At 74.0% G+C, this 20932-nt stretch carries 18 protein-coding genes and 1 pseudogene; 9 read left to right on the forward strand and 10 right to left on the reverse strand.

The window, feature by feature from the left end; genetic code table 11:
* Nucleotides 1–20 precede the first annotated feature (20 nt).
* Genes ACFCY1_RS30040 through hutU form a run of 3 tightly spaced genes read right to left on the reverse strand, consistent with a single transcriptional unit; the run spans nucleotide 21 to nucleotide 4248 of the window.
* Nucleotides 21–1388 (reverse strand): formimidoylglutamate deiminase, encoded by a 1368-nt coding sequence (locus ACFCY1_RS30040; RefSeq protein ID WP_375876643.1) that lies wholly within the window; start codon nucleotides 1386–1388, stop codon nucleotides 21–23.
* On the reverse strand, nucleotides 1379–2560 hold the full coding sequence (locus tag ACFCY1_RS30045; protein ID WP_375876655.1) for an allantoate amidohydrolase: 1182 nt from the start codon (nucleotides 2558–2560) through the stop codon (nucleotides 1379–1381). Before ACFCY1_RS30045 ends, ACFCY1_RS30040 begins: the two co-directional genes overlap by 10 nt.
* A gap of 20 nt (nucleotides 2561–2580) precedes the next feature.
* Nucleotides 2581–4248, reverse strand: a complete 1668-nt coding sequence (hutU, locus tag ACFCY1_RS30050; protein ID WP_117488141.1) for a urocanate hydratase — start codon at nucleotides 4246–4248, stop codon at nucleotides 2581–2583.
* 181 nt (nucleotides 4249–4429) lie between these two features.
* Here hutU and ACFCY1_RS30055 point away from each other — a divergent pair, with 181 nt between their 5' ends.
* Nucleotides 4430–5002: a Uma2 family endonuclease gene (locus ACFCY1_RS30055; protein WP_117488143.1), complete on the forward strand. Its 573-nt coding sequence runs from the start codon at nucleotides 4430–4432 to the stop codon at nucleotides 5000–5002.
* Nucleotides 5003–5007: 5 nt separating this feature from the next.
* Here the strand turns inward: ACFCY1_RS30055 and ACFCY1_RS30060 are convergent, their stop codons facing one another.
* Complete coding sequence (locus tag ACFCY1_RS30060; protein WP_375876644.1) at nucleotides 5008–5328, reverse strand: hypothetical protein; 321 nt, start codon at nucleotides 5326–5328, stop codon at nucleotides 5008–5010.
* A 72-nt stretch (nucleotides 5329–5400) separates the two neighbouring features.
* On the reverse strand, nucleotides 5401–6270 hold the full coding sequence (locus tag ACFCY1_RS30065) for a MurR/RpiR family transcriptional regulator (RefSeq protein ID WP_074003893.1): 870 nt from the start codon (nucleotides 6268–6270) through the stop codon (nucleotides 5401–5403).
* A 299-nt stretch (nucleotides 6271–6569) separates the two neighbouring features.
* Here ACFCY1_RS30065 and ACFCY1_RS30070 point away from each other — a divergent pair, with 299 nt between their 5' ends.
* Nucleotides 6570–6995 (forward strand): hypothetical protein, encoded by a 426-nt coding sequence (locus tag ACFCY1_RS30070; RefSeq protein ID WP_049650040.1) that lies wholly within the window; start codon nucleotides 6570–6572, stop codon nucleotides 6993–6995.
* 46 nt (nucleotides 6996–7041) lie between these two features.
* Here ACFCY1_RS30070 and hutH read toward each other — a convergent pair whose 3' ends face one another.
* Both hutH and ACFCY1_RS30080 read right to left on the reverse strand, forming a co-directional pair.
* A complete protein-coding gene (gene hutH / locus ACFCY1_RS30075; protein ID WP_375876645.1) occupies nucleotides 7042–8619 on the reverse strand; it encodes a histidine ammonia-lyase in 1578 nt (525 codons plus the stop codon).
* Between the two features lie 132 nt (nucleotides 8620–8751).
* Nucleotides 8752–9921, reverse strand: a complete 1170-nt coding sequence (locus tag ACFCY1_RS30080) for a macrolide family glycosyltransferase (RefSeq protein ID WP_375876656.1) — start codon at nucleotides 9919–9921, stop codon at nucleotides 8752–8754.
* A 128-nt stretch (nucleotides 9922–10049) separates the two neighbouring features.
* On the opposite strand from ACFCY1_RS30080, the gene ACFCY1_RS30085 reads away from it, so the two are divergent.
* A complete protein-coding gene (locus ACFCY1_RS30085) occupies nucleotides 10050–10670 on the forward strand; it encodes a TetR/AcrR family transcriptional regulator (RefSeq protein ID WP_049659404.1) in 621 nt (206 codons plus the stop codon).
* A gap of 623 nt (nucleotides 10671–11293) precedes the next feature.
* Here the strand turns inward: ACFCY1_RS30085 and ACFCY1_RS30090 are convergent.
* The 3 genes and pseudogenes from ACFCY1_RS30090 to ACFCY1_RS30100 form a co-directional block, all read right to left on the reverse strand.
* Nucleotides 11294–12520 (reverse strand): annotated as a pseudogene (locus ACFCY1_RS30090) (diguanylate cyclase domain-containing protein); the annotation flags it as partial.
* A 392-nt stretch (nucleotides 12521–12912) separates the two neighbouring features.
* Nucleotides 12913–14037 carry an adenylate/guanylate cyclase domain-containing protein gene (locus ACFCY1_RS30095; RefSeq protein WP_049655773.1) on the reverse strand — a complete coding sequence of 375 codons (1125 nt, stop codon included), beginning with the start codon at nucleotides 14035–14037 and terminating at the stop codon, nucleotides 12913–12915.
* A gap of 173 nt (nucleotides 14038–14210) precedes the next feature.
* Nucleotides 14211–15104, reverse strand: coding sequence for a biotin--[acetyl-CoA-carboxylase] ligase (locus tag ACFCY1_RS30100; RefSeq protein WP_375876646.1), 894 nt, complete (start codon nucleotides 15102–15104; stop codon nucleotides 14211–14213).
* A 232-nt stretch (nucleotides 15105–15336) separates the two neighbouring features.
* Here ACFCY1_RS30100 and ACFCY1_RS30105 point away from each other — a divergent pair, with 232 nt between their 5' ends.
* The 6 genes from ACFCY1_RS30105 to ACFCY1_RS30130 all read left to right on the forward strand — a co-directional run bounded on the left by ACFCY1_RS30105 (nucleotide 15337) and on the right by ACFCY1_RS30130 (nucleotide 20915).
* Nucleotides 15337–16926, forward strand: coding sequence for an acyl-CoA carboxylase subunit beta (locus tag ACFCY1_RS30105; RefSeq protein ID WP_049655771.1), 1590 nt, complete (start codon nucleotides 15337–15339; stop codon nucleotides 16924–16926).
* Between the two features lie 29 nt (nucleotides 16927–16955).
* Nucleotides 16956–17174 carry an acyl-CoA carboxylase epsilon subunit gene (locus ACFCY1_RS30110; protein ID WP_049655770.1) on the forward strand — a complete coding sequence of 73 codons (219 nt, stop codon included), beginning with the start codon at nucleotides 16956–16958 and terminating at the stop codon, nucleotides 17172–17174.
* 138 nt (nucleotides 17175–17312) lie between these two features.
* Nucleotides 17313–17453 (forward strand): morphogenic membrane protein MmpB, encoded by a 141-nt coding sequence (mmpB, locus tag ACFCY1_RS30115; RefSeq protein ID WP_375876648.1) that lies wholly within the window; start codon nucleotides 17313–17315, stop codon nucleotides 17451–17453.
* A 47-nt stretch (nucleotides 17454–17500) separates the two neighbouring features.
* Entirely contained in the window at nucleotides 17501–18103 is a 603-nt protein-coding gene (locus ACFCY1_RS30120; RefSeq protein ID WP_074003898.1) for a nucleoside triphosphate pyrophosphatase, read from the forward strand.
* Between the two features lie 65 nt (nucleotides 18104–18168).
* A complete protein-coding gene (locus ACFCY1_RS30125; RefSeq protein ID WP_049655766.1) occupies nucleotides 18169–18903 on the forward strand; it encodes a hypothetical protein in 735 nt (244 codons plus the stop codon).
* Nucleotides 18904–19139: 236 nt separating this feature from the next.
* The gene (locus tag ACFCY1_RS30130) at nucleotides 19140–20915 is read left to right on the forward strand and encodes a biotin carboxylase N-terminal domain-containing protein (RefSeq protein WP_049655764.1); all 1776 of its coding nucleotides are present in this window, start codon (nucleotides 19140–19142) and stop codon (nucleotides 20913–20915) included.
* Nucleotides 20916–20932 lie beyond the last annotated feature (17 nt).

Raw genomic sequence — 20932 nt, forward strand, 5'->3', positions numbered from 1 at the left:
CGAAGGGGGTTGAACGGGGGTCAGTAGTCCAGCGCGCGGATCGCCGAGCGCAGCGCACCCGGCACGTCGGCCACCAGCAGGTGCACGCCGTCCCGGACGACGTGCCGGCCGCCGACCACCAGGTGCCGCACGTCCGCCGCCGAGGCCGCGAAGACGGCGATCTCGGCGCCCAGCCGGGGCGGCGGGCCCGCCGTACGGACGGTGTCCAGCGCGATCACCGTGAAGTCGGCGAGCGCCCCGGCCTCGATCCGTCCGGCCTCCGGCCAGCCGAGCGAGGCGTGCCCGTCCTCGGTGCCGGCCCGCAGCAGCGCGTTCGCCGTCCAGTGGCCGCGCGTCCGCGTCCGCAGCCGCTCGTCCAGCTCCAGCGCGCGGGCCTCCTCGAACGGGTCGATCACCGCGTGGCTGTCGCTGCCCAGGGTGATCGGGGAGCCCGCCGAGGCGAGCCGGCGGGCCGGGCCGATGCCGTCCGCGAGGTCCCGCTCGGTGGTGGGGCACATGCAGACCGTGGTGGAGGAGTCGGTGAGGAGCCTGACGTCCTCGTCGGTCAGGTGGGTGGCGTGCACGGCCGAGGTGCGCGGGCCGAGCGCGCCGTGGTCGGCGAGCAGCCGGGTCGGGGTGACGCCGTGCGCGGCCAGGCAGGCGTCGTTCTCGGCGGTCTGCTCGGACAGGTGGACGTGCAGCGGCGCCCCACGCACCGCCGACCAGTGCGCGACGGTGTCCAGCTGCTCGGCCGGAACGGCCCGCACCGAGTGGACGGCGGCGCCGATCCGGGCGTGCTCGCGCGGCTTGAGCGCGTCCGCCCGGGCGGCCCAGGCCTCGGCGTCGCCGTCGCTGAACCGCAGCTGGGGGTGGGTCGGCTCGGCGCCGAAACCGGAGGACAGGTAGCAGGTGTCCAGCAGGGTGATCCGGATGCCGGCCCGGGCGGCGGCCTCGATCAGCGCCTCGCCCATCGCGTTCGGGTCGGTGTACCGGGCGCCGCCGGGCGCGTGGTGCAGGTAGTGGAACTCGCCAACCGCCGTGACACCGGCCAGCGCCATCTCGGCGTAGACGGCGGTGGCGAGCGCCAGGTAGCGGTCCGGGTCCAGCGCGCCGGCGAACCGGTACATGGTGTCGCGCCAGGTCCAGAAGGTGCCGGAGCCGACCTGGACGTGCCCGCGCAGCGCCCGGTGGAAGGCGTGCGAGTGGGCGTTCGCCTGGCCGGGCAGCAGCAGCCCGTCGAGCCGGACGGCGCCGGGCGGGCAGGGGCCGCTGTCCGGGACGACGGCGGCGATCGTCCCGCCGGGGCCGGTGGTGATCAGCACGTCCCGCTCGACCACCGGCCCGTTGTCGTGCGGCAGCCAGGCGTACTGGGCCCAGTACGCCACGGGGCTCGACGGGGTCAATGACACGCCAGGTCCTCCAGTACGTCGGCGAGGGCGGCGACCCCGGCCAGGCAGTCGGCCTGCTCGGCGTGCTCGGCCGGGGAGTGGGAGACGCCGGTGGGGTTGCGCACGAACAGCATGGCGGTCGGGATCGCCGAAGCCAGGATGCCGGCGTCGTGTCCCGCGCCGGTGGGCAGCACCGGGGCGTCCAGCAGCTTGGCCAGCCGGTCGCGCAGCGGCCCGTCGAAGTCCACCACCGGGGTGTAGGACTCGCGGGTCAGCTCGACCCGGACGCCGTCGCGCTCGCCGCGCTCGGCGGCGGCCCGCTCGATCGCCTCGACCAGCTCGGTGAGGGTGTGCTCGTCGGCCGCCCGGGAGTCCAGCCAGCCGCGCACCAGCGAGGCGATCGCGTTGGTGCCGTTGGGCTCGACCGCGACCTTGCCGAAGGTGGCCCGCGCGCCCGCCTGCTTCGCCTTCTTGCGGGCCGCCAGCACGGTGTTGGCGTAGGTCAGCATCGGGTCGCGGCGGTCCTCGATCCGGGTGGTGCCGGCGTGGTTGGCCTCGCCGTGGAAGTCGAACCGCCAGCGGCCGTGCGGCCAGATCGCCCCGGCCACACCGACCGGCTGCCCCTCGGCGAGGCAGCGGCCCTGCTCGACGTGCAGCTCGACGAAGGCGCCGATCCGGGCCAGCCGGTCCCCGTCCGCGCCGATCGCGGTGGGGTCGTAGCCGGCCTTCTCCATCGCGTCGGGCAGCCGGACGCCGTCGGCGTCGCGCAGCCCGTACGCCTGCTCCGGGGAGAGCACCCCGGCGGTCAGCCGGGAGCCGATGCAGGCCACGCCGAACCGGGCGCCCTCCTCGTCGCCGAAGTTGACGATCGCCAGGGGCCTGGTGAACTCCGCGCCGCGGGAGCGCAGTTCGTCCAGCGCGGCGAAGGAGGAGACCACGCCGAGCGGGCCGTCGAAGGCGCCGCCGTCCGGGACGGAGTCCAGGTGCGAGCCGGTGACGACCGCGCCGCCGGCGGTCGGATCGCCCAGCCAGGCCCACTGGTTGCCGTTGCGGTCCAGCTCGTACGCCAGGCCGCGGCCGCGGGCCTGCTGCTCGAACCAGGCGCGGCACTCGGCGTCGGCGGAGTTCCAGGCGAAGCGGCGGTAGCCGCCGGAGGCGGCGGAGCGGCCCACGGGGAGCAGCTCCGCCCACATCTCTTCGAACGACGGGACCGTCACAGCTCGCCCATCGGGACGCGGACACCGCGCTCGGCGGCGACCTCGGTGGCCCGGTCGTAGCCGGCGTCCACGTGCCGGATGACGCCCATGCCCGGGTCGTTGGTGAGCACCCGGCGGATCTTCTCCCCGGCCAGCGCGGTGCCGTCGGCGACGGTGACCTGGCCGGCGTGGATCGAGCGGCCGATGCCGACGCCGCCGCCGTGGTGGATGGAGACCCACGAGGCGCCGGAGGCGACGTTGACCATGGCGTTGAGCAGCGGCCAGTCGGCGATCGCGTCGGAGCCGTCCAGCATCGCCTCGGTCTCCCGGTACGGGGAGGCCACCGAGCCGCAGTCCAGGTGGTCGCGGCCGATCACGATCGGGGCGGACAGCTCACCGGAGGCGACCATGTCGTTGAAGCGCTCGCCGGCCTTGTCGCGCTCGCCGTAGCCGAGCCAGCAGATGCGCGCCGGCAGGCCCTGGAAGTGCACCTTCTCCTGGGCCAGCTTGATCCAGCGGGCCAGCGACTCGTTCTCCGGGAAGAGGTCGAGGACGGCCTTGTCGGTCTTGTGGATGTCCTGCGGGTCCCCGGACAGCGCCGCCCAGCGGAACGGGCCCTTGCCCTCGCAGAACAGCGGGCGGATGTACGCCGGGACGAAGCCCGGGAAGGCGAACGCGCGGTCGTACCCGGCCAGTTGGGCCTCGCCGCGGATCGAGTTGCCGTAGTCGAAGACCTCGGCGCCGCGGTCCAGGAAGCCGACCATCGCCTCGACGTGCGCGGCCATCGACTCGCGGGCCCGCTGGGTGAACTCGGCGGGCTTGGCGGCGGCGTAGTCCGCCATGTCCTCGAAGGCGACGCCGACCGGCAGGTAGGCCAGCGGGTCGTGGGCGCTGGTCTGGTCGGTGACGATGTCGATCGGCGCGTCCATCGCGAGCAGCTGCGGGACCAGCTCGGCGGCGTTGCCCAGCACGCCGATGGAGAGCGGCTGCTTCTTGTCGCGGGCGGCGGTGGCCAGCTCCAGCGCGTGGGAGAGGTCCTTGGCCTCGACGTCCAGGTAGCGGTGCTCGATCCGGCGGGCGATCCGGGACGGGTCGCAGTCGATACAGATCGCCACGCCGCCGTTCATGGTGACGGCCAGCGGCTGGGCGCCGCCCATCCCGCCGAGGCCGGCGGTGAGGGTGATGGTGCCCTCCAGCGAGCCGTTGTAGCGCTTGCCGGCGACGGCCGCGAAGGTCTCGTAGGTGCCCTGGAGGATGCCCTGGGTGCCGATGTAGATCCACGAGCCGGCGGTCATCTGCCCGTACATGGTGAGCCCGAGGCTCTCCAGCCGGCGGAACTCCTCCCAGTTGGCCCAGTCGCCGACCAGGTTGGAGTTGGCGATCAGCACCCGCGGCGCCCACTCGTGGGTCTGCATCACGCCGACCGGCCGGCCGGACTGGACCAGCATGGTCTCGTCCTGCTTCAGCCCCTCCAGCGTCCGCACCATGGCGTCGAAGGACCGCCAGTCCCGCGCCGCCTTGCCCGTCCCGCCGTACACCACCAGCTTCGACGGGTGCTCGGCCACCTCCGGGTCGAGGTTGTTCATCAGCATCCGCAGGGCGGCCTCCTGCTGCCACCCCTGCGCCGTCAGCCCCGTCCCCCGCGCCGCGCGCACCTCTCGCGGCCCGCTCGCCTGCTGCACCATAGTCCGGCCTCCCTGCGGATGGATTCATTCAAGCTATGTTCGATTGAATATAACTAAACAGTCGGCTTTCGACCAGACCCCGGAACCATCCGATCAGCCCCGGCACCGGCCCACTTGGCGCGCTAGCCTGAACCCGGCGGACACCAGCCACTCGGCCCAGCTCCAGAGAACGGAGGACACGATGACGGCCATCACCGTGCGGCCCGGCAGACTCCGGGATGTGGCGGAGGAGATCGAGCAGCGCACAGGACTTCGCGTCCAGATCATCGGAGGAACCCTGGTGATGTCCCCGACGCCTCGCGGCAAGCACGCGGGAACCGTGCAGGTTCTACGGGACCAGCTCATCCCCAAGCTGCCCAAGGACCTGCGCGTCTACGAGAACTCGTCGATCTGCATGCCGGACAACGAGGACGACTACGCCACTCCCGACCTGGTCGTTTTCCCGAAGGACTGGGGCGACGACGACGAATGGCTGGCGGACCCGGGTGACGTCGCCTTCGCCCTGGAGGTGATCTCCACCTCCGAGCGGATCAGCGGCATCGCCGCCAAGACCGAGTGGTACGCCATCGCGGGTGTGGCCGTCCTGGTCGCCGCCGACCCTCGCGACGGCACCTGGACGCTCTACACGCATCCACGCGACGGCGAGTACCAGGGCGTGCTTCACGGCAAGTACGGCGAGCCCATTCCACTCACCGACCCGTTGCCCGCAGAACTGCAGACCGACGAGCTTCCGATCTACACCCCTCGTCGCTGACCTCTTCAGGCCGCCGCGCCGCCGTCCCAGTCGATGCCGATCTCGGCGAGCCAGCGGCGGTCGTCGGCGTCGGGGGTGGGCGGGGATGGCGGGCGGGGGATGTTCTGGACGGGGCCGAGGCCGTACTTCTCGGCGGCCGCGGCGGCGCGGGCGTCGGGTTCGATGACGCCGACGTGGACGGCGGACTCGTCGCCCGGGTCGAGGACGGTCAGTTCGGGTTCGGGCAGGCGCCGCAGGGTGACGCGGCGTCCGCAGGTGGGGCAGGACCATTCGTCGGCACCCGAGGAGAGGCGGGCGACGAACTTCATCTCGTGGATCACGCGCATGGGCGGCACCCCCTGCAGGGGGGATGCCCGGGTTCGTGGCGGCTACTCCCCCACCGCCACCGCGGGCCGCGGTTATTCCAGGAAGAGTCCGCGCGCCGCCGCCGACTGTTCGATCGCCTCCAACCGGGCCTCCGCACCCGGGAGTTCGTCGCACATGGACTGCAGCAGCACCCGGCCGAGCATCATCGGCGCGCACGCGGTGTCGAAGACCAGCCCGGTACCGACGGCGGCCGGCAGCATCAGGTCGGACAGCTTGGCGACCGGCGCGAAGGCGCTGTCGGCGACGGTCAGCACCGTCAGCCCGCACTCGCGGGCCACCGTCAGCGCGTCCATCAGCTCCCGCGGGTAGCGCGGCAGGGCGAAGCAGAGCAGCGCGCTGGCGCCGGCCGCCCGGGCCTGCTCCAGCCGGTCGGCGAGCATGCTGCCGCCCTCGTCCAGCAGCCGGATGTCCGGGTGCACCTTGGACGCGAAGTAGGCGAAGCCGCGCGCCTGCGCCGAGGCGGCCCGCAGGCCGAGCACCGGCAGCGGGCGGGAGGCGGCGAGCAGCCGGGCGGCCCGGATGATCGGCTCCGGGTCGGCGAGGAGTTCGGCGAGGTGGCGCAGGTGGGCGATCTCGGCGAGGACGGCCTGCTGGTGCTCGTTGCGCACCGCGTCGTCCGGGGTCTCCGGCGCGGCCGGTTCGCCGCCGCCGAGTTCGCGCAGCTGTTTGCGCAGCGCCGGGTAGCCGTCGTAGCCGAGCGCGACCGCGAAGCGGGTGACGGACGGCTGGCTGACGCCCGCGAGTTCGGCGACCTCCACGCTGGACAGGAACGGCGCCTCGGTGGCGTGCCGCACCAGCGAGTGGGCGATCCGGCGCTGGGTCGGCGTCAGCCGGTGCCCCTCGAAGAGCTGGAGCAGCCGGGCGGAGGGGCCGACGCTGCCGGCCTCGTCGGTGGCGGTCATCAGCGGTACCTCCGGGTGCGTGCGGTTCGGACGACGACTGTGCAGGAGCGGGCGGCGCCTGGCAAAGACGTCTCGTACGGCGGGACGTCCGGTGGGACGCCCCGCGGGTCGGACGGCCCGGCGGTGGTCCGGGCCGGGTGGGCCGGGGTCGGACAGACCTGAGCCGGGGTCGGGCAAACCCGGGCCGGGGTCGGACAAACCCGGGCCGGAGCGGGGCAACCCTGATTTCTCCCTGAGCCCGCCCGGATTCCTCCCGCGAACGGATGGACCGGACGCCCCCGCGGCCCCACTCTGGTCCTATGGACACTCGTCAGGACGAACTGCGGCGCGACCTCGACGCCACCCTCCAGGCCCGCAAGGAGCTCGGCAAGGAGTACGAGGACGAACTCGTCGACTCCTTCATGAGGCGGCTCGACGCCCGTCTGGACGCCCGGGTCGAGCGCTCGGTGGCCAAGCGGCTGGACGACGAGCCGCGCTCCGAGCACCGGGGCCACCCCCGCCGTTCGGGCTTCGGCAAGCGCTCCAACACCGGGCTCGCGGTGACCTCGCTGGTCATCGGCGTCCCGCTGACGGCGATCGCGGGCAGTCCGGAGAGCGGCGGCTTCGCCGGCCTGGTGGTCTGCTGGGCGGGCATCGTCGGGGTCAACCTGGCCGCCGCCCTGGGCGAGCTGCGCAACCGCGGGGGCCGCGGGGAGCGCTCGCCGCGGAGCGACGACTGGGACTGAGTCCCCGTCACCCCGTGGCGGCGCCATCGGCCCGGTCGGACGGACGTCAGGCCAGCGGACCGGTGACCCGCTCGACCGCGCGCACCAGCTCGCCGGAGGCGACCAGTTCGGCGGCGGCCTCCAGGTCCGGCGAGAGGAAGCGGTCGCGGCCGGCGCCGCCGACCCCCGCCTCGCGGGCGGCGGCCAGCGCGGCCGCGGTGGCCGGGGCGAGCCCGCCGGCCCCGTCGGCCTGCCGGCGGATCTCCAGCGCGCGGGCGGAGGCGGTCAGTTCGACGGCCAGGATGCGGCCGAGGTTGGCCACCGCCTGGCGCAGCTTGCGCGCGGCCGACCAGCCCATCGACACGTGGTCCTCCTGCATCGCGGAGGACGGGATCGAGTCGACCGAGGCCGGGACGGCGAGCCGCTTGTTCTCGCTGACCAGCGCCGCCTGGGTGTACTGGGCGATCATCAGGCCGGAGTCCACGCCCGGGTCGTCGGCCAGGAAGGCCGGCAGGCCGTGCGAGCGGGCCTTGTCGAGCAGCCGGTCGGTGCGGCGCTCGGAGATCGAGCCGAGGTCGGCGGCGGCGATGGCGAGGAAGTCCAGCACGTACGCGACCGGGGCGCCGTGGAAGTTGCCGTTGGACTCCACCCGGCCGTCCGGCAGCACCACCGGGTTGTCGACCGAGGCGGCCAGCTCGCGCGCGGCGACCAGCTGGGCGTGCGCCACGGTGTCCCGGCCGGCGCCGGCCACCTGCGGGGCGCAGCGGATCGAGTAGGCGTCCTGGACCCGCGGGGCGTCGTCCTGGTGGTGGCCGGTGAGGCCGGAGTCCTTGAGGACGGCGAGCATGTTGGCGGCGCTCAGCGCCTGGCCCGGGTGCGGGCGGATCGGGGCGTGCAGCTCGGGGGCGAGCACCTTGTCGGTGCCGAGCAGCGCCTCCAGGCTCATCGCGGCGGTGATGTCGGCGGTGGTGAACAGCCGCTGGAGGTCGGCGATGGCCATCACCAGCATGCCGAGCATGCCGTCGGTGCCGTTGATGAGGGCGAGGCCCTCCTTCTCCAGCAGCTCGACGGGCTCGATGCCGGCGGCGGCGAGCAGCTCGGCGGCGGGCTTCTCCACGCCGTCCGGGCCGGTGGCGGTGCCCTCGCCCATCAGGACCAGCGCGCAGTGCGAGAGCGGCGCGAGGTCGCCGGAGCAGCCGAGCGAGCCGAACTCCCGCACCACCGGGGTGATGCCCGCGTTGAGCAGGGCGGCCATGGTCTGCGCGACCAGCGGCCGGACGCCGGTACGGCCGGAGGCCAGCGTCTTCATCCGCAGGAACACCAGCGCGCGGACCACCTCGCGCTCGACCGCCGGCCCCATGCCGGCGGCGTGCGAGCGCACCAGCGACCGCTGCAGCTGGGCGCGCAGCTCGGGGCTGATGTGGCGCACGGCGAGCGCGCCGAAGCCGGTCGACACGCCGTAGACGGGGCGCGGCTCGGCCGCGAGGGCGTCGATCCGCGCACGGGCGGCCGCCATCTCGGCCAGCGCGTCGGGACCGATCTCGACCCGGGCGTTCCCCCGGGCGACGGCCAGGACGTCCTCGGCACCGACGTCGGCCTTGCCGACCAGGACCAGCGGAGCGTCGGGGGCCACAGCACTGTGCATATCCATATACACCATCTCATCAGGTGAATGAAGATATGACAACAGGTGCTCGCCATCCGGATTCTCCGCCCTCCGGATCGGCGCCGCACACCGCGGCCCCCTATCGCCCCCCGCATCACGGCACGGGCGGCGTCACGACACGCGCAGCTCGGCCTCGATCAGGTCCGCGGCCCGGGTGGTGCCGCCCTCGGCCCGGCCGGCGGCGGACAGCTCGGCCAGCCGCTGGGCCACCGCCGGGTCGCCGGTCAGCTCCAGCAGGGCGGCGCGCAGCGCCTCCGCGGTGGCCTGCTCGGTGTCCAGCCGGCGGGCGACGCCGAGGCCGACCAGGGCGTCCGCGTTGGCGAACTGGTCGGCGGCCTGCGGCACCGCGATCATCGGCACGGCGTGGAACAGCCCCTCGCTGGAGCCGCCCATGCCCGCGTGGGTGACGAAGGCGTCCGCCTGGGAGAGCACCGACAGCTGGGGCACCCACCGGTGCACCTCGACGGTGTCCGGCACCTCGCCGAGCTCGGCCAGGTCGGTGTGCTTGCCGACCTGGAGCACGGTGTGCCAGCCCGGCAGGTCGCCGAAGGCCTCCACGCAGGCCCGGTAGAAGGCGGGCTGGTGGGTGAAGGCCGAGCCGAGCGAGACCAGCAGCACCTTCTCGGCGCCTTCCGGCCGCTGCCACTCGCCCTGGTGGGCGCGGTCGCCGAAACAGGGCCCGACGAAGCTGATCCGCCGCTCGTCGACCCGGTCGACGTTGGGCTGGAGGGCGCGCGGGACGAGCGCCACGCACCGCTCGGGGCGGTTCTTGAAGCCCTCCACGTCGCGCTGCACCGCGCCCGCCTCGACCAGCCAGTCGGCGTACCGGCGGTAGTGCTCAGGGCCGCCCGGGCCGTTGCGCATCGGCTCGAACATCGCCGCGAGGTCCTCCTCGAAGCCCTCCCAGCCGACGAAGGCGGGCGACAGCTGCACCACCGGCACGCCCAGCCGCTCGCCGAGCGCCCGCCCGGCGAAGCCACCGATGTCGTAGAGCACCACGTCGGGGCGGTCGTCCTCGAAGGCCTCCAGCAGGACGGGCCACATCGACAGCGTGTCGTCCAGGAACACCTCCTGGATCGCCACCAGGTCCGACGGCCAGCCGGCCGGGTCGTCGGTGAGCGGCAGCTTGGTCGGGTACGGGACGAAGGTCGCGCCGGTGGACTCGACGACCTCCCGGAAGGAGGGGTCGTTGACGTAGCTGACCCGGTGGCCCCGGGCGACCAGCTCGGTGATCACCGCGAGACTGGGATTGACATGCCCATGGGCGGGAATGGAGACCATCAGGATGTGTGCAGGGGGGCGGTTCACGGGCACCTCCGGGGAAGGGGGGATGAGACGAGACGATCCGTCTCGCGATGGCATGGGAAGACAATACGTCTCGTCTCGTTGTTTCGCATAGAATTTTTCCCATGGCCTCCAGAACAGCTCCCGACCCCGCCCGACGCAGCGAGCGCGCGCACGCCGCCGTCCTCGCCGCCACCACCGAACTCGTCGCCGAGATCGGCTACGGCAGGCTGACCATCGAGGCGATCGCCGCCCGGGCCGGCGTCGGCAAGCAGACCATCTACCGGTGGTGGCCCTCCAAGGGCGCCGTGGTCTTCGACGCCTTCCTCGCCGCCGGCGAGCACGAGGGCGGCATCGCGCTCCCCGACACCGGCGACCTCGCCGCCGACCTCCGCGCCGTCCTGCGCCCCACCAGCGACGAACTGGCCGACCCGGACACCGACCGCACCTACCGGGCGATCATGGCGGAGATCCTCAACGACCCGGCGCTGCAGGCCGAGCACCGCACCCGCCTGCTGGACCCCCTGCTGGCCGTCACCCGCGACCGCCTCCGCAGCGCCCGCGAGGCCGGCCAGATCGCCCCCGACACCGACCTCGACCTGGCCGTCGAAATCGTCTACGGCCCGCTCTACTACCGCTGGCAGTACCGGCTCGGCCCGCTCACCCACGAGCACGCCGACCGCCTGGTCGACGCCGCCCTGCGGGCCCTCAACCCGCCGTCCGCCGGCGGCGGTTCCGGCGCCTGAACCAGCGGACGGCCACCACCGCGGCCGGTCCCTCAGACCGCCGGCGGCGAGGCCGGCCCCGCCAGGGCGACCGAGACCAGGGCGCGCATGGCGGAGGCGGCCTGCCCCAGCGGCAGCGTCGCGTCGTCGGCGAAGAGCTCCACCAGCCAGCCGCCGGCCGGGTTCTGGCCGCCCGCGGCGACCATGCCCCGGTACCCGGAGACGACGAGCATCGCCTCCTCCGCCGGGTCGTTGCCGGCCGCGCCCGCCCGCAGCGCGAAGGAGCCGCCGCGGACGGCGCGGCGGGTCATCGGGTAGTGCCGGAGGTCGAAGACCGCGTCGGGGGCCTCGATCTGGGCCCGCTGGGTCTCCGCGCGGACGCTGCTGGGGCCGCTGGTCATCCGGTAGACGGCGTGCTGGGCGGTGCGCATGAGGTGGGAGCCGGGCGGGACGTACGAGACCCACCAGCCGACGGCGTCCAGCAGCCGGGCGGAGGCCTCGGCGACGACGACCAGCTTGCCGAGGGTGTCCGCGGGGTGGACGGCCCGGGCCGTGGCGGCCTGGTCGAGGGAGGCGAGCACGGCGGTGAGCAGCTGCCCCGGGTCGGCGCTGTGGGCGGCGCCGCGGAACCGCCGCCGGTCGCCCGCCCCGGCCCGGCCGTTCGGCCCGCGCCGCCCGTCCGCCCGGTGGTGCGGGTCGGCGGCGTCGGCGAGCAGCACGGTGGGGTCGGGCGAGAAGCCGGGGCCGTGGCTGCGCCCGGCGACGACGGGGTGGGCGGCCCGGGCGGCCTTGGCCCGGTACTGGGCGGCGTCGGCGAGCCGGAACAGCCGGTCGGGGGTGGTGACGGGCCCGATCGAGTCCCCGGTGGAGGCGACCCCGCAGGCCACGCCCTCGCCCTCGGAGAGCGCGAGCGCCCGGGCGCACAGCTCCTCGGCGACGGAGACCACCTCGTCGGCCTTCTGCCCCTCCACGAGCAGGCAGAACTCGTCGCCGCCGAGCCGGGCGGCGAGGCTGCCGGGGAGCTTGGCGGCGGCCAGCGAGAGCTGGTGGGCGAACCGCTCCAGCAGCCGGTCGCCCATCTCGTGGCCGAGCTGGTCGTTGACCCGCTTCAGCCCGTTGACGTCGCAGACCACCAGGGAGACCACGGTGTTGTCCCGGTTGTGCGCCTCCAGCGCGCTCTCCAGCCGGGCGTCGACGGCGCGCCGGTTGGCCAGGCCCGTGAGCGGGTCGGAGAAGGCGAGCCTGCGCAGGTCGGCGAGGCGCTCGGTCTGCGCCAGCCCGGCGGAGACCTGGGCGGCGAGCAGGGTCGCGTAGTCGGCGTCGGCCTCGGTGAACTCCGGCATCCCGGCCGACCGGGCGAGGTACAGCTCGCCCCAGGCCTGGCCGTGCAGCACGACCGGCGCGACCACGCAGCAGGCCCGCCCGCGCCGGCGCAGCGCCGCAGCGCGCTCCTGGCAGTACGCGCCGGCCGTCGGGTGGGCGTGCCCGGCGTGCTGCACGCTGTTCTCGGCGCTCTGCAACCAGGCGCGCGGCAGCCGCCCGGTGGTCCAGCGCTCCTCCAGGTACGTGACGATCTCGGGGAAGTCGGCGACCGGGTACGACTCGTCCTCGGGCAGCTCCTCCTCGCCCGGGGCGAGGTCGCCGTGGTTGACCAGCACCCGCAGCCGGCCGGACTCGCGGTCCCAGACGGAGACGGCGGCCATGGTGGCGCCGAGCGCCTCGGTGGCCCGGGCGGCGGCGGCCCGGACGGCCTCCAGCGGGGTGAGCGCGGCGGCCATGTCCTGGGCCAGCTCGACCACGGACTGCAGCCTCAGGTCGGGCAGCGGGTCGGAGTGCCGCGAGCCGCCGCAGTCGCAGTCGCGGTCCGTCATGATCGCCTCGCTGCTCACCGGCTCGCCTCGCTCCCTGTGCTCGGTCCTGCCGGACCCCCGTCGGCCGGCCGCACCCGACCGGCCGCTTGCACCAAGACTAGGGCGGTTTCGTTCGCTTATGCCCCGTTTGCCCGGGCGGACCCGCAGCAGAACGTACGGGTTTCAACCGTTCAGCACCCGCAACCGCCCGTCCGCCGTGGGGAAGCGTGCCCACGAACGCCGTCACCGCATGCGTCTGCCCGCGGACGGCCGAAGCGCGCGTCCCCGTACGTCCACCGGATGCGTCTTCCCCGCGCGGGCCCGCCGTACGCGCGCCACCCGCGTACGGCCACCACCGCGTACGGCCGCCACCCGCCTACGGCCACCGCCGCGTACGGCCCCGCGCGCAGGCGCTACTCGGCCTTCAGCCGCCGGGTGAGCAGCCACGGCTCGACCAGGCCGAGCCCCCGCACCGGCCGCCGCCACATCGGCTGCAGGTGGAACCGCGCCCCGGCGTCCGGTCCCGGGATCGGCAGCCCGGAGGCGGGCATCCCGGCCGCGGCCGACAGCGCCTCGGCCAGGCCGGGCCCCTCCGCGTCGGCCGGGGCGACGCTGCCGTTCTGCTCCAGCGCGGCGGCGAACTCGCCGTCGATCAGCACCGCGTCCTTGGGCGCGATCGAGGTGAGCCGGCTCGCCAGGTTGACGGTGGTGCCGAAGACGTCGCCCATCCGCGAGGTGACCGTGCCGAAGGCCATGCCGACCCGCAGCGGCGGGATGGTGTCGTCCCCGGCCAGCGCCTCGATCAGGCTCAGCGCGATCTCGGCGGCGGTCGCCGGGTCCTCGGAGACGTAGAGGATCTCGTCGCCGAGCGTCTTGATCACCCGGCCGCCCTGGCCGGCGATCAGGTCCGAGCAGGTGTTCTCGAAGGTCTCGACCAGCTCGCCGAGCTCCTCCTCCTCCAGCCGCCGGGACAGCCGGGTGAAGCCGACCAGGTCGGCGAAGCCGACGGCGAGCCGCCCGCTGGTGATCTCGTGGTCCTCGGCGGCCTGCACCACCCGGCCGGTGACGGCCGCCAGCTGGCGCCGCCAGACGTACACCAGGAACTGCTCCAGCTCCGGCAGCAGCAGCTCGACCAGCGGGTACGCGACGTCGGCGCGGGTCAGCCCGGGCTCGACGGCCTGGGTGAGGTTCTCCAGGAAGGTGTCCATCTGCCAGCCGGCCAGCCGAGCCGTGGTCTGGCCGGTGGAGCGGGCCACCTGGATCGCCATCGACTCGCTGAGCAGCCCGGACTCGACCAGGCCGGCCAGCCGCCGCAGCGCGATCACGTCGCCGTCGGTGAGCGCCCGGGACTGCCCGATGTCCGGGAAGCCCATGGCGCGCCAGAAGCGGGTGGCCAGCTCCATCGGGACGTCGGCGGCGCGCGCGGCCTGGTACGGGGTGTAGCGGCGCGGCGCGTCCAGGATCAGGCGCTCCAGTTCGAGCGCGACCGTGGGGTCGTTGCTGCCCGCCGTCGCGCCGCTGCTGCCGTCCTCTGCCACCGGTCCGTCCCCGTGCGATCGCCGCACTCGCCTCGTGTCCTACCTGTCCGGGCGCGCACTCCGCCACCCGGGCGGGCAGTGGCGCGCCTCACACCGCTGCCAGGTGGAATGTTCGCACGGAATCGTCGGATCCGGGGCATCAGCCCGGGTCAAGGAGAGGTGAAGAGTGCCGTTCAGCGGGGCTCGGGGCGTACGTGGACGACGTCGCCCGCGCCGACCGCCCGGCGTACGCCGTCGGGTGTGCGGACCACCAGCCGCCCGTCGCCGTCCACCGCGACGGCCTCGCCGACCAGCTCGCGGTCGCCCGGCAGGTGCACCTTCACCTGGCGGCCGAGCGTGGTGCAGCGGTCCACGTAGGCGCGCAGCAGGTCGCTGGCGTGCGGGTCGCCCGCGGCGGCCGTCCACTCCCGGTACAGCTCGGCGAGTTCGCGCAGCAGGGCGCGCAGCAGGGTGCCCCGGTCGGTGGTCGTGGCGCCGGCCAGCGCGAGCGAGGCGGCGGTGGGGACGGGCAGCTCCTCCGCGCGCAGCGAGACGTTGAGGCCCATGCCGACCACCACCGCGCCGCCGGCCAGCTCGGTGAGGACGCCGCCGAGCTTGCGCTCCGCGCCGTCGATCTCCGTCTGGAGGTCGTTGGGCCACTTCAGCCCGACCTCGACCCCGGCGACCCGGCCCAGCGTGCTGGCCGCGGCCACCCCGACCAGGATCGGCAGCCAGCCGTACCGCTCGAGCGGCACCTCCTCTGGGCGCAGCAGCAGGGACAGGAACAGCCCGGAGCGGGGCGGGGCGGTCCACCGCCGGTCCAGCCGGCCGCGGGCGGCGCTCTGCGCCTCGGCCACCAGCACCGCGCCCTGCCCGGCGCCCGCCGCGGCCCGGGCGGCGAGGTCGCTGTTGGTGGAGCCGGTCTCGGCGACGACGTCCAGGGAGGTCCACAGGCCGCCCGGGACGAGCAGGTCGCGGCGCAGCGCCTCCTCGTCCAGCGGCGGACGGTCCAGGTCGGTCCAGGGCGACGGTCCGGCGTGGCCGAAGCCGCGCAGTCCGCTGCGGCGGGGGGTCTCGGGTGCGGTCATGGGAAAACCCTAGAGCGGGTCCGGGACGTAGGCCGCCCCATCGTCCCGCAGAACACCCGTCAACAGAACTGTGTCGATGGTCATGACGCCGGGACGTGCCGGACAGCCCTCCGCGCTGGCTACGCTACCCAGCGGTAGTTCGTAGCGCCGCCCTGCCCTCATGCGCGGGCCCACCACCCGGCCCCGCGCGCACTCGAACAGGTCGCGGCCATGGATCAGGGAGAGCCACCGGATGACCGAGGCGCCGTACGACCCCCACACCACCGCCGGCAAGCTCGCCGACCTGCGGCGCAGGCTGGACGAGGCGGTGCACTCCGGCTCGTCCAAGGCCGTGGAGAAGCAGCACGCCAAGGGCAAGCTGACCGCCCGCGAACGGGTCGTGGAACTGCTGGACGAGGACTCCTTCGTGGAGTTCGACGAGTTCGCCCGGCACCGCTCGACCAACTTCGGCCAGGAGAGGAACCGGCCGTACGGCGACGGCGTGGTGACCGGCTACGGCACCGTGGACGGCCGCCAGGTCGCCGTGTTCGCCCAGGACTTCACCGTCTTCGGCGGCTCGCTCGGCGAGGTCTTCGGCGAGAAGATCGTCAAGGTGATGGACTTCGCGCTGAAGACCGGCTGCCCGGTCATCGGCATCAACGACTCCGGCGGCGCCCGGATCCAGGAGGGCGTGGTCTCGCTCGGCCTGTACGGCGAGATCTTCCGCCGCAACGTGCACGCCTCCGGCGTCATCCCGCAGATCTCGCTGATCATGGGCCCCTGCGCGGGCGGCGCGGTGTACTCCCCCGCGATCACCGACTTCGTGGTGATGGCCGACCGGACCTCGCACATGTTCATCACCGGCCCCGACGTGATCAAGACCGTCACCGGCGAGGACGTCGCGATGGAGGAGCTGGGCGGCGCGCGCACCCACAACACCAAGTCGGGCAACGCCCACTACCTGGCCGCGGACGAGAAGGAGGCGATCGAGTACGTCAAGAGCCTGCTCTCGTACCTGCCCTCCAACAACCTGAGCGACCCGCCGTCCTACCCCGAGCAGGCCGACCTCACCGTCACAGCGCAGGACCTCGAACTCGACACCATCGTGCCGGACTCGGCGAACCAGCCGTACGACATGCGCAAGGTGATCGAGCACATCGTCGACGACGGCGAGTTCCTGGAGACCCAGCCGCTGTTCGCGGGCAACATCATCACCGGCTTCGGCCGGGTCGAGGGCCAGTCCGTCGGCATCGTCGGCAGCCAGCCGATGGACCTGGCCGGCTGCCTGGACATCAACGCCAGCGAGAAGGCCGCCCGCTTCATCCGCACCTGCGACTCCTTCAACGTCCCGGTGCTGACCTTCGTGGACGTGCCCGGCTTCCTGCCCGGCACCGAGCAGGAGTGGGACGGCATCATCCGGCGCGGCGCCAAGCTGATCTACGCCTACGCCGAGGCCACCGTCCCGCTGATCACCGTGATCACCCGCAAGGCCTTCGGCGGCGCCTACGACGTCATGGGCTCCAAGCACCTGGGCGCCGACCTCAACCTGGCCTGGCCGACCGCGCAGATCGCCGTGATGGGCGCGCAGGGCGCGGTCAACATCCTGCACCGCCGGGAGATCGCCGAGGCCGAGGCGGCCGGCACCGCCGAGGAGAAGCGGGCCGAGCTGATCGCCTCGTACGAGGAAACCCTGCTGAACCCCTACCTGGCCGCCGAACGCGGCTACGTGGACGCGGTGATCGCGCCGAGCGAGACCCGCCGGCACATCGTCCGCGGCCTGCGGGCGCTGCGCGGCAAGCGCGAGGTGCTGCCGCCGAAGAAGCACGGCAATATCCCCCTGTAGGCCCCGTCCCTGTCGGGAGAGAACCAGCCATGTCGATCCACGTGCTGCACGGGCAGCCGACCCCCGAGGAGCTGGCCACCGTCCTGGCGGTGGTCCAGGCCCGGGCCGCCGCCGCACAGGCCGCCGCCGAGGCGGCCCGCAGGGCCGGCGCCGGCCCGGACTCCCCCTGGGGCGACCGCGCCCGCCGGCTCCGTCTCGCCGCCCGTCCGGGCCCGAACGCCTGGCGGACCTCGGGCTGGGCGCACTGAACTCCGCGGCGTGGAGGGGGAGGACGGCCCCGCCGCCCTCCCCCTCCGTGCCGTACCGGGCGCCCGGCGCCCGCTTTGCCCGAAACCTGAGTACGGATACTCAGGCGCCCGCACCCCCGCGCGGCGCACTCTGGACGGGTGCTCTGGTCAGACCCCCGTGACGAGCCCTCGCCCGAGGCCCGTCGGATGCAGGAGCGGATGCAGCGGGCCGGCAAGGTGCTCGCCGCCCTCGTGCTGGTCGGCGCCGTGCTGATCATAATCTCCCGCTCCTTCACCTGAGCCGTTCACCCGAACGGCGGACACCGGCACCCCCTACGCTGGTGGACATGACCGACCAGCGCCCCCTCGTCCTCGCCTCCGCCTCCCCCGCCCGCCTCGGGCTGCTGCGCCAGGCGGGCCTCGACCCGCGCGTGGTGGTCAGCGGCGTCGACGAGGACGCGATCACCGCCGCCACCCCCGCCGAGCTCGCCCTCGTCCTGGCCGAGGCCAAGGCGAAGGCCGTCGCCGCCGAACTCGCCGACGGCGAGCTGGTGATCGGCTGCGACTCCGTCCTGGAACTGGACGGCCGGGCCCTCGGCAAGCCCGCGGACGCCACCGAGGCGCTGGCCCGCTGGCAGTCGATGCGCGGGCGTTCCGGCGTGCTGCGCACCGGCCACTGCGTGATCGACACCGCGACCGGCCGGCAGTCCTCGGCCACCGCCTCCACCACCGTCCGCTTCGGCACCCCGGACGACGCCGAGATCGCCGCGTACGTGGCCTCCGGCGAACCGCTGTACGTGGCCGGGGCGTTCACCCTGGACGGCCGCTCCGCGCCGTTCATCGACGGCATCGACGGCGACCCGGGCAACGTCATCGGCCTCTCCCTGCCGCTGCTGCGCCGGCTGCTCGCCGACCTCGACGTGCGCATCACGGATCTGTGGGCGAACTGACCTGCCGAACACCGCGGCGGTGCCCCTAAGCTGACCGGCGTTCGAACGGGGAGGGGACGCGGCAGATGACCGACAGCGTGCTCAACGTGGTGCTCGGCCTGGTGGCCAGCGCGATCAGCGCCGGACTCGGCTGGCTCGCCCAGGCGCTGCGGCGGCGCCGCAGGGTCGAGCGGGTGCGGGCGTTCTTCGGGCTGCCGGGCGGCAGCGAGTGCCTGATCGTGGTGCCGCGCAGCATCGGGACGGGCTCGCACGCCCACACCGTGACCCGGCGCGACGCGTACGCACTGATGTGGCTGGCCGGGCTGGTCGAGGAGTGCGGGGCGCGGCCCGAGCTGGTGGCCCACGACGCCGCGCACCGCGGCCTGGGCGCCAAGACCGAGCTGTGCCTGGGCGGTCCGGTCAGCAACGAGCGGATGGCCGCGCACCTCGCCTGGGGCCTGCCGGGCGTGCTGATCACCTCGGGGCCGGGCCCGGGCAGCAACGTCCTCGTGGTGGGCGAGCGGGACTTCACCGCCGGCCCGGACGAGACGCACGTCCTGCTCGCCCGGATCGCCACCCCGGACGGCGGCCGCCCGGTGTTCCTGGTCTCCGGCCAGACCGGCACCGCCAACCAGGCCGGGGTGCGCTACCTGGTCGCCCACCACCGCGAACTCGCCCGGAGGCACGGGCAGGACGGCACCTTCGCGCTCGTCCTGCGGGTGGTCAACCCGGAGGCGTACGGGCCGGACATGGTCGAGGTGGCGGCCGACGTGACGGCCGAGGCGCTGCGGCGGCCCGCCGCCCGCTCCGGCGCCGCTTGAGCGGCCCGCGCGAGACTGTGGCCCATGCCACCCTCCCGCCGCGCCGCGGGCCGGTCACCCGCTGTGGCCCCCGCCGATCCGGGCAGACCGGCGCCGACCTGCGACGTCGTCCACGGGGCCGCCCACGGGCCCGGAAAACCCATCACCGAGCGTGTGGGATAGTTCACAACCCGGGGCTACTCGCCGGTACTGCCCAGGAATCCATAAACTCAACGAGGTTCAAGAAGGGAGCCACAGTGCGCAAGGTGCTCATCGCCAACCGCGGGGAAATCGCTGTCCGCGTCGCCCGTGCCTGCTCGGACGCCGGTATCGCCAGCGTCGCCGTCTACGCCGAGCCGGACCGGGATGCGCTGCACGTCCGCGCGGCCGACGAGGCTTACGCGCTGGGCGGTGACACCCCCGCTACCAGCTACCTGGACATCGCCAAGGTCCTCAAGGCGGCCGCCGACTCCGGTGCGGACGCCGTCCACCCCGGCTACGGGTTCCTGTCGGAGAACGCCGACTTCGCCCAGGCCGTCCTCGACGCGGGTCTGATCTGGATCGGCCCGCCGCCGCAGGCCATCCGCGACCTCGGCGACAAGGTGACCGCCCGGCACGTCGCCCAGCGGGCCGGTGCCCCGCTGGTGGCCGGCACGCCGGACCCGGTCTCGGGCGCCGACGAGGTCGTCGTCTTCGCCCGGGAGCACGGCCTGCCGGTCGCCATCAAGGCGGCCTTCGGCGGCGGCGGACGCGGCCTCAAGGTCGCCCGCACGCTGGAGGAGATCCCCGAGCTGTACGAGTCCGCGGTGCGCGAGGCCGTCGCCGCCTTCGGCCGCGGCGAGTGCTTCGTCGAGCGCTACCTGGACAACCCGCGGCACGTGGAGACCCAGTGCCTGGCCGACAAGCACGGCAACGTGGTGGTCGTCTCCACCCGTGACTGCTCGCTCCAGCGCCGCCACCAGAAGCTGGTCGAGGAGGCGCCCGCGCCGTTCCTGACCGCCGAGCAGAACGCCGAGCTGTACCGGGCGTCCAAGGCCATCCTGAAGGAGGCCGGCTACGAGGGCGCCGGGACCTGCGAGTTCCTGGTCGCGCTGGACGGCACGATCTCCTTCCTGGAGGTCAACACCCGTCTCCAGGTGGAGCACCCGGTCACCGAGGAGGTCACCGGCCTCGACCTGGTCCGCGAGATGTTCCGGATCGCCGACGGCGAGGAGCTCGGCTACGGCGACCCCGAGGTCCGCGGCCACTCCTTCGAGTTCCGCATCAACGGCGAGGACCCGGGCCGGAACTTCCTGCCCGCGCCCGGCACCGTGACGCTGTTCGCCCCGCCGTCCGGCCCGGGCGTGCGCCTGGACTCGGGCGTGGAGACCGGCTCGGTCATCGGCCCGGCCTGGGACTCGCTGCTGGCCAAGCTGGTCGTCAGCGGCCGCGACCGCAAGCAGGCCCTGGAGCGGGCCCGCCGCGCGCTGGCCGAGTTCAAGGTGGAGGGCATGGCCACCGCCATCCCGTTCCACCGGGCGGTCGTCACCGACCCGGCGTTCGCGCCCGAGGTGCACGGCGGCGACGGGCCGTTCACGGTCTTCACCCGGTGGATCGAGACCGAGTTCGACAACACCATCCCGCCGTTCGCCGGCGCGGCCGGTGACGGCGAGGAGGCCGAGACCCGGGAGACCGTGGTGGTCGAGGTCGGCGGCAAGCGGATCGAGGTCTCGCTGCCGTCCTCGCTGGGCGTCACGGCGGCCCCGGCGGCCGGTGCGGCGGGCTCCGCCAAGGCCAAGCGCCGGGTGGGTGCCAAGAAGGCCGGCTCGGCCGTCAGCGGCGACACCCTGGCCTCGCCGATGCAGGGCACCATCGTCAAGGTCGCCGTGGAGGAGGGCCAGGTCGTCGCCGAGGGCGAGCTGATCGTGGTCCTGGAGGCGATGAAGATGGAGCAGCCGCTGAACGCCCACAAGGCGGGCACCGTCACCGGCCTCAAGGCCGAGGTCGGCGCGAGCGTCAGCAGCGGCGCCGCGCTCTGCGAGATCAAGGACTGACACCGTCCCTGACCCCG

The sequence above is a fragment of the Kitasatospora sp. NPDC056273 genome (assembly GCF_042268845.1).
Taxonomy (GTDB): domain Bacteria; phylum Actinomycetota; class Actinomycetes; order Streptomycetales; family Streptomycetaceae; genus Kitasatospora.